The organism is Roseateles paludis (genome assembly GCF_039872745.1).
Taxonomy (GTDB): Bacteria; Pseudomonadota; Gammaproteobacteria; order Burkholderiales; family Burkholderiaceae_C; genus Pelomonas; species Pelomonas paludis.
Genome location: NZ_JBDPZD010000002.1, coordinates 867,530 through 874,292, shown reverse-complemented (window position 1 = coordinate 874,292; position 6,763 = coordinate 867,530). Strand labels below are relative to the sequence as shown.

General features: G+C 69.8%; 5 protein-coding genes. 3 read left to right on the top strand and 2 right to left on the bottom strand.

The window, feature by feature from the left end:
- Nucleotides 1–18 precede the first annotated feature (18 nt).
- The gene (locus tag ABDJ85_RS09980) at nucleotides 19–2,106 is read right to left on the bottom strand and encodes an oxidoreductase (protein ID WP_347704608.1); all 2,088 of its coding nucleotides are present in this window, start codon (nucleotides 2,104–2,106) and stop codon (nucleotides 19–21) included.
- Between the two features lie 127 nt (nucleotides 2,107–2,233).
- Here ABDJ85_RS09980 and ABDJ85_RS09975 point away from each other — a divergent pair, with 127 nt between their 5' ends.
- The 3 genes from ABDJ85_RS09975 to ABDJ85_RS20335 all read left to right on the top strand — a co-directional run bounded on the left by ABDJ85_RS09975 (nucleotide 2,234) and on the right by ABDJ85_RS20335 (nucleotide 4,556).
- Nucleotides 2,234–3,526 carry a DUF4397 domain-containing protein gene (locus tag ABDJ85_RS09975; RefSeq protein ID WP_347704607.1) on the top strand — a complete coding sequence of 431 codons (1,293 nt, stop codon included), beginning with the start codon at nucleotides 2,234–2,236 and terminating at the stop codon, nucleotides 3,524–3,526.
- A gap of 98 nt (nucleotides 3,527–3,624) precedes the next feature.
- Nucleotides 3,625–4,341: a hypothetical protein gene (locus tag ABDJ85_RS09970; protein ID WP_347704606.1), complete on the top strand. Its 717-nt coding sequence runs from the start codon at nucleotides 3,625–3,627 to the stop codon at nucleotides 4,339–4,341.
- Nucleotides 4,338–4,556, top strand: a complete 219-nt coding sequence (locus ABDJ85_RS20335; protein WP_430765529.1) for a cysteine-rich CWC family protein — start codon at nucleotides 4,338–4,340, stop codon at nucleotides 4,554–4,556. The genes ABDJ85_RS09970 and ABDJ85_RS20335 overlap by 4 nt, the downstream gene beginning before the upstream one ends.
- Here ABDJ85_RS20335 and ABDJ85_RS09965 read toward each other — a convergent pair.
- The gene (locus ABDJ85_RS09965) at nucleotides 4,520–6,760 is read right to left on the bottom strand and encodes an ATP-binding protein (protein WP_347704605.1); all 2,241 of its coding nucleotides are present in this window, start codon (nucleotides 6,758–6,760) and stop codon (nucleotides 4,520–4,522) included. The two genes, ABDJ85_RS20335 and ABDJ85_RS09965, sit on opposite strands and share 37 nt — an antisense overlap.
- Nucleotides 6,761–6,763: the final 3 nt, after the last annotated feature.

Below are 6,763 nucleotides of genomic sequence, written 5' to 3'. Positions count from 1 at the left end.
CGAGAGCCGGGCGGCCTCCTACAGGCGCACGCCCAGCTGCGTGCCTTGCAGGATGGCGCGCTTGGCGTCCAGCTCGCCAGCTTCCTGCGCGCCGCCGATCAGGTGGACGGAGGCGCCCGCTGCACGCAGCGGCGCCTCCAGTTCGCGCAGCGGCTCCTGGCCGGCGCACAGCACGATGGTGTCGGCGGGGATGAGCTCCAGGCCCTCGCGCGTGGGGCCGTGGCTGACCCACAGGCCTTCGGGCGTGATGCGTTCGTAGTGGATGCCGCCGAGCATCTCGACGCCCATCATCTTGAGCATGCTGCGGTGGATCCAGCCGGTGGTCTTGCCCAGGCCACTGCCGGGCTTGCCGGCCTTGCGTTGCAGCAGCGTGACCTGGCGGGCCGCAGGCTCGGGGGCTGGGCGTGCCAGGCCGCCACGGGCCTCGGCCGGGTCGGCCACGCCCCAGTGGCGGCGCCAGGCCTCGGGGTGCAGGGTCAGCGAGTGGCCGGCCTCCAGCAGGTATTCGGCCACGTCAAAGCCGATGCCGCCGGCGCCCACCACGGCCACGCGCTGGCCCACGGGGCGGTGGTCGCGCAGCAGGTCCAGGTAGCTGAGCACCTGGCCGCGCGCCTGGCCTTCCAGCTGGCCGGGGATGCCCGGATCGCGCGGGCGCACGCCGGTGGCCAGCACGATGTCGTCATAGCCTTGCAGCGCGGCGGTGTTGACACGCTGGTTCAGGTGCAGGCGCACGCCGGTGACGGCAAGACGCCGCGCAAAGTAGCGCAAAGTCTCGTGGAACTCTTCCTTGCCCGGGATGCGCTTGGCCAGGTTGAACTGGCCGCCGATGTCCGAGCTGGCGTCGAAGAGATCGACGGTGTGCCCGCGCTCGGCCAGCGTCGTGGCGGCCGCGAGGCCTGCGGGCCCGGCGCCCACCACGGCGATGCGCTTGGGGCTGCCGCTGACGGGGCGCAGCACGATCTCCCGCTCATGCGCCGCGCGGGGGTTGACGAGGCAGGACGCAATCTTCTGCGCGAAGGCGTGGTCCAGGCAGGCCTGGTTGCAGGCGATGCAGGTGTTGATCTCGTCGGCACGCCGCTCGCGCGACTTGCGCACGAAGTCCGGGTCGGCCAGGAAGGGGCGCGCCATCGAGACCATGTCGGCGCTGCCGTCGGCCAGCAGGCCCTCGGCCACCTCGGGGGTGTTGATGCGGTTGCTGGTGATCAGGGGCGTGGTGATGCCCTCGGCCCGCAACTGCGCGCGCAGCTTGGCCGTGACCCAGGCAAAGCCGGCGCGCGGCACGCTGGTGGCGATGGTGGGGATGCGTGCCTCATGCCAGCCGATGCCGGAGTTGATCAGTGTGGCCCCGCCCCGCGCCACGCGGCGCGCCAGCTCGACCACCTCGTCCCAGGAGCTGCCCTCGGGGACGAGGTCGAGCATCGAGAGCCGGAAGATGATGATGAAGTCAGGCCCCGCCGCCTCGCGCATGCGGGCCAGCACCTCTAGCGGCAGGCGCATGCGCTTTTCATAGCTGCCGCCCCAGTCGTCCTGCCGGTGGTTGGCGTGGGTGGCCAGGAACTGGTTGAGGAAATAGCCCTCCGAGGCCATCAGCTCGACGCCGTCATAGCCCGCCTCGCGCGCCAGGCGCGTACAACGCACGAAGGCGCGGATCTGCCGCTCAATGCCCCGGCTGGAGAGCTCGTGCGGGGTGAAGGGCGAGATCGGCGATTGCAGCCGCGAGGGCGCCACGCACAGCGGGTGGTAGCCGTAGCGGCCGGTGTGCAGGATCTGCAGCGCGATCTTGCCGCTCTCGGCGTGCACGGCATCGGTGATGACGCGGTGCCGGCGTGCGGCGCCCGAGGTGGCCAGGGTGCCGGCAAATGGCTTGGCCCAGCCCTCGATGTTGGGCGCAAATCCGCCCGTCACGATCAGGCCCACCTCGCCGCGCGCGCGCTCGGCAAAGTAGGCGGCCATGCGCTCGAAGTGCTTGCGGCTGTCTTCCAGCCCGGTGTGCATGCTGCCCATCAGCACGCGGTTGCGGAGCTGGGTGAATCCGAGGTCCAGCGGCGCCAGCAGACGGGCGTAGGGATGGTCCGCAGCAGCTGCGACGTTGTCAGGCATGGCCATGGTGGCGAGTTTGGCCCAGAAACATTGCTTCACGGCCATACCGGCCTGAGGCGCGGAGCCCAGTAAACTCCGGGCGCCGCGCTTTTCCCCTAGGCGTGCTGCCTTTGCGGCTTCTTGGAGATCCCCGATGCGATTCACCCCCTGGGCCCTGGCCCTCAGTCTCTGCGGCGCCGTGCTGCTCACCGCTTGTGGCGGCAAAGGCGGCAGCGGCAGCAGCAGCAGCAGCGCCAGCGTGCGCCTGCTGAATGCCACTTCGTCCTATGCCTCGATTGACCTGACCGTCAATGAGGTCAAGCACACGAGCAACATCGCCTTCGGCAAGGTGGGCTCCTACGGCAATGTGGACACCAGCGCCACCACCTCCAAGGTGACCGATAGCAGCAACAGCGCCACCATCGCCACCACGGCACCCACGCTGGCCGGCAACAACAGCTACACCCTGATCACCTACGGCTTTGCCGGCTTTACCCGCACCACGCTGCTGCAGGAAGAAGAAGCCGCGCCCGACGCCAACAAGTCCAAGCTGCTGGTGCTGAACCTGTCGCCCGACGCGGGTCCGATCGACGTCTACCTGACGGCGCCGACCGACTCGCTCGACACCGCCACTCGCTCGGTGGCCAACCTGCAAAGCGGTTCGGGCAGCGGCTTCATCTCGATGACCTCGGGTTCCTACCGCGTCCGCGTGACGGGCTATAACCAGCGTGGCAACGACATCCGCCTGGACATCCCCACCCTCGCGCTGGCCTCGACCGGCGTGCACACCCTGATCCTCACGGGAACGGACGGCGGCGTGCTGCTGAACGGCATCACCCTGGTGCAAAAGGGCGACGTCGCCCCGGTGCTCAACACCCAGGCCCGCGTGCGCGGTGTGGTGGCACTGAACAGCGGCTCCTCGGTGTCGGGCAGCATCAACGGCCAGGCCATCGTGCCCGCGTCCGTGACCCCGGCCCTGGGCGACTACGTGGCCGTCACGGCCGGCAGCGCCACCGCGCAGTTCGCCTTCAACGGCGCCACGCTGACCTCGCCGGCCAAGACCCTGGTTGCGGGCAATGACTACACCCTGCTGGTCTGGGGCGACCCGGCCAACCCGCAGTACACCTGGAACACCGACAGCAACCGCCTGGCCACGTCCACCGGCAACGCCAAGATCCGGCTGCTGAACGGCATGGGCACGGCCGCCGGCCCGCTGAACATGTCGGTGGACTTTGGCGCTGTGGCCTCCAGCGTGGCGCCGGGCGCGATTTCCGAGTTCAAGGAAATCACTGCCAGCAACTCGGCCTTCCTGGAAGTGACCAAGCCTGGCACCGTCGAGCCGCTGTACAGCCGCTCGCCGCTGACCTTCCTGCCGCTGGCCAACTACACGGTCTTTGTGATGCCAGGCTCTACCGGCCCGGTCACGACGCTGCGCAAGGAGCGTTGATCGCCGAGACGCTCGCGCGGGTGTTGAACGACTGACACCGGCACGCGATCATCGAACCCCCGCGGCCTCCGGCCCCGGGGGTTTGTTTTTTTGCCTGCATGACGACCATCGCGACCACTGCCCGCCCACCCAGCCGTGTCCTGAACCAGCGCCTGCGCCAGATCTGGCGCAGCAGCGGCTGGCCGTGCCAGGACCTGGTCGAGGTGGAGCTGCTGGCGCAGGGGTGGGTGGAGCGCGTGCGCGAGCCCGACGGCCGGGAGCGGCTGCGCGTCACCGACACCGGCGTGCAGGCGCTGGCGGTGGGGCTGGCTGGCAACCGCCAGGCGCGCAACGCCCACGAGGACCTGGTGGCCCGCGTGGCGCTGGAGATGCAGCGGGCTGGCCGCGTCGTCTGGCGAGGCCTGACGCTGCGCTGTGGCTTGCCGGCTGAGGAGGAGGGCGGCAAGACGCGCTGGGTGCAGGCCATGCCCGATGTGTTCTCGATCCGGCACTCCACGGTGGAGGACTACCTGGAGCCCACCATCCACGAGATCAAGGTCAGCCGCGCCGACCTGCTGGGCGAGTTGCGCCGGCCGGCCAAATCGGCCGCCTACCGGGCGCTGTGCGGGCAGTGCTGGTTCGTGCTCAAGGCCGGCATTGCCGAGGTCGAGGAGATCCCGCCCGAGTTTGGCGTGCTGTTCGTGCAGGACGGTGGCCTGACGCTGGCGCGCCCCGCGCCCCGGCGCGCGCACCGGCTGGATTTCGCCACCTGGATGGCCCTGGCCCGCGCCACGCCCGAGCCACCCCCACTCGACGACGGCCAGGAGGCGCTATGACGCTGCGTGAGCTTGCCTGCCCGCGCTGCGGCCAGCCCGTGGTCTGCGGTGCCACTCAAGGAGCCTGCGATTGCTTCGAGCTGCGGCTGGATCAGGCGCAGCGGGACGCGATCGCGGCCGTGTTCCAGGACTGTTTGTGCCTACGCTGCCTGCGCGAGATTCAGTCGGGGGCGCCGGTTCAGGTGCCTGGGCTGACGTCGCGCCCCAAGGCCTGACGCACGGCCTTGGCCAGTTCGTCGCGGCGGTAGGGCTTGGGCAGCAGTTGCACGCCGGGGTCCAGGCGGCCGTGGTGGACGATGGCGTTCTCGGTGTAGCCCGAGGTGTAGAGCACGCGCAGGCCCGGCCGGCGCTGCAGCGCCGCCTCTGCCAGTTGGCGGCCCGACATGCCGCCCGGCATCACCACATCCGTGAAGAGCAGGTCCACCGCGCAGCCGCTGTCCAGCAGGGCCAGGGCTTCGCTACCTCGGCTGGCCTCCAGCACGTCGTAGCCCAGCGCGCGCAGCTCCAGGCAGGCCAGGCGGCGCACGGGCTCGTCGTCCTCCACCACCAGCACGGTCTCAAAGCCGCCTCGCACATGGCCTTGCACTGGCAGCTCAGGCTGGCTGCCGCGCGTGCCGCTAGCGCGTGGCAGGTAGAGCTTGACGGTGGTGCCATGCCCGGGCTCGGAGTAGATGCTGATGTGGCCGGTCGACTGCTTGACGAAGCCATAGACCATGGCCAGCCCCAGGCCCGTGCCCTTGCCCTTTTCCTTGGTGGTGAAGAAGGGCTCGAACACGCGAGACAGCACGTGGGCGGGGATGCCGCTGCCGGTGTCGGACACGGCCATCATCACGTACTGCCCAGGCTTCACCTCGGGGTGTTGCTCGGCATAGCGGGTGTCGAGCGAGGCGTTGGCGGTCTCGATGGTGAGGCGGCCGCCTGTGGGCATGGCGTCACGCGCGTTCAGGCACAGGTTGAGCAGGGCGTTCTCAAGCTGGGTGGCATCGACCGTGGCCCACCACAGCCCGGCGCCGCGCACGAGTTCGATCTCGACATGCTCGCCCAGTGAGCTGCGCAGCATCGGGTCCAGCGCGGCCAGGCGCTGGTTCACGTCCACATCGCTGGGGGCCAGCGGCTGCTTGCGCGCGAAGGCTAGCAGGTGCTTGGTCAGCGAGGCGCCGCGTTCGGCCGCATCGATGATGGTCTGCACCATGTGGCGCCGGTCCGGGTCCTTGGCACAGGCTTCCAGCAGCAGGTCGGCATTGCCCAGCACGACGGTGAGCAGGTTGTTGAAGTCGTGCGCCACGCCGCCCGTGAGCTGGCCGATGGCCTCCAGGCGCTGCGACTGCAGCAACTGGGCATTGAGGCGTTCGATGTCGGCGCGCTGCGTCTGCAGCGACTCGGCCGCCTGGTTGAGCGCCGCCATCAGGCTGCCCAGCTCGCCGCCAGGCAGTGGCGGCTCGATGCGCGCGGCCAGGTCACCGGCGTGCAGGCGGGCTGCCATGTCGCTCATGCGCGAGATCGGGCGGCGGATGGTGCGTTCGCTGAGGCGCCAAACGATCAGGAAGAGCAGGCCGGCGGCCAGCACCATCCAGCCCAGTTCGCGCATGAAGCGGCGGTTGGCCGCGGCCAGCAGCGCGTCGTTCGGGGCGCCAGCCAGGATATGGACGCCAGCCGCTGCCAGCGCCGTGGTGTCGGCGCGGGCCCAGGTGTAGAGCCGCCCGTCAGGCATGCTCAGCTCTGCGGTGCCGGCCTCGTGCGAGGCTGAGGCGAACTTCCACAACTGGGTGCCCACGACCGACGCGCCCTTGGCCAGATCGGTGTCGCCACCCGCGAACACGGTCAGCACGGTGCCCTTGTCGTCCAGCATCACCATGCGGCCACCGGGCACGCGCCGGTCGTCCAGGTTCATGGCCTTGGCCAGGTCCAGCGAGGCCAGCAGCACGAAGCGCAGAGCGCCCGTTGCATCACGGGCCGGGTAGGCCACTTGCATCACCGCGCGGCCCGTCAGGCGGCCGAAGGCGGCTTCGAGCACGACGCCCGCAGGGGTCTCCAGCGCGCGGCGGAAGTAGTCGCGGTCGGTCAGGTTCAGCTCGCGGCCTGTGCGCAGCGAGTCGCAGAACAAGCGCCCATTGGGCAGGATGGTCAGGATGCCGGTGTACTGCGGGTGCGCATCGCGCACCTCGGCCAGGAAGTCGGAGCAAGCCTTGCGGTCCTCCTGCGCCAGCACCGTGGCGCGGGCCAGGCCAAACTGCAGTTGTGCGGTGCCCTGGATGCGCTCGCTCAGCTCACGGCTGCTGTCCTGCGCAAAATTGGCCAGGCTGGTGGTATCGGTGCGGATGGTGGCCTGCCGCTCGCTCGCAAAGCGCTCCAGCACCATCAGCGCCGGCAGCAAGGTGGCAAGCAGCGCAAACCACAGTAACCGGGCGCGAATACTCATGCA

Bases quoted from the DNA above. Each gene is read 5' to 3' on its own strand.
- ABDJ85_RS09980 (WP_347704608.1), bottom strand. From the start codon at position 2,106: ATGGCCATGCCTGACAACGTCGCAGCTGCTGCGGACCATCCCTACGCC.
- ABDJ85_RS09975 (WP_347704607.1), top strand. From the start codon at position 2,234: ATGCGATTCACCCCCTGGGCCCTGGCCCTCAGTCTCTGCGGCGCCGTG.
- ABDJ85_RS09970 (WP_347704606.1), top strand. From the start codon at position 3,625: ATGACGACCATCGCGACCACTGCCCGCCCACCCAGCCGTGTCCTGAAC.
- ABDJ85_RS20335 (WP_430765529.1), top strand. From the start codon at position 4,338: ATGACGCTGCGTGAGCTTGCCTGCCCGCGCTGCGGCCAGCCCGTGGTC.
- ABDJ85_RS09965 (WP_347704605.1), bottom strand. From the start codon at position 6,760: ATGAGTATTCGCGCCCGGTTACTGTGGTTTGCGCTGCTTGCCACCTTG.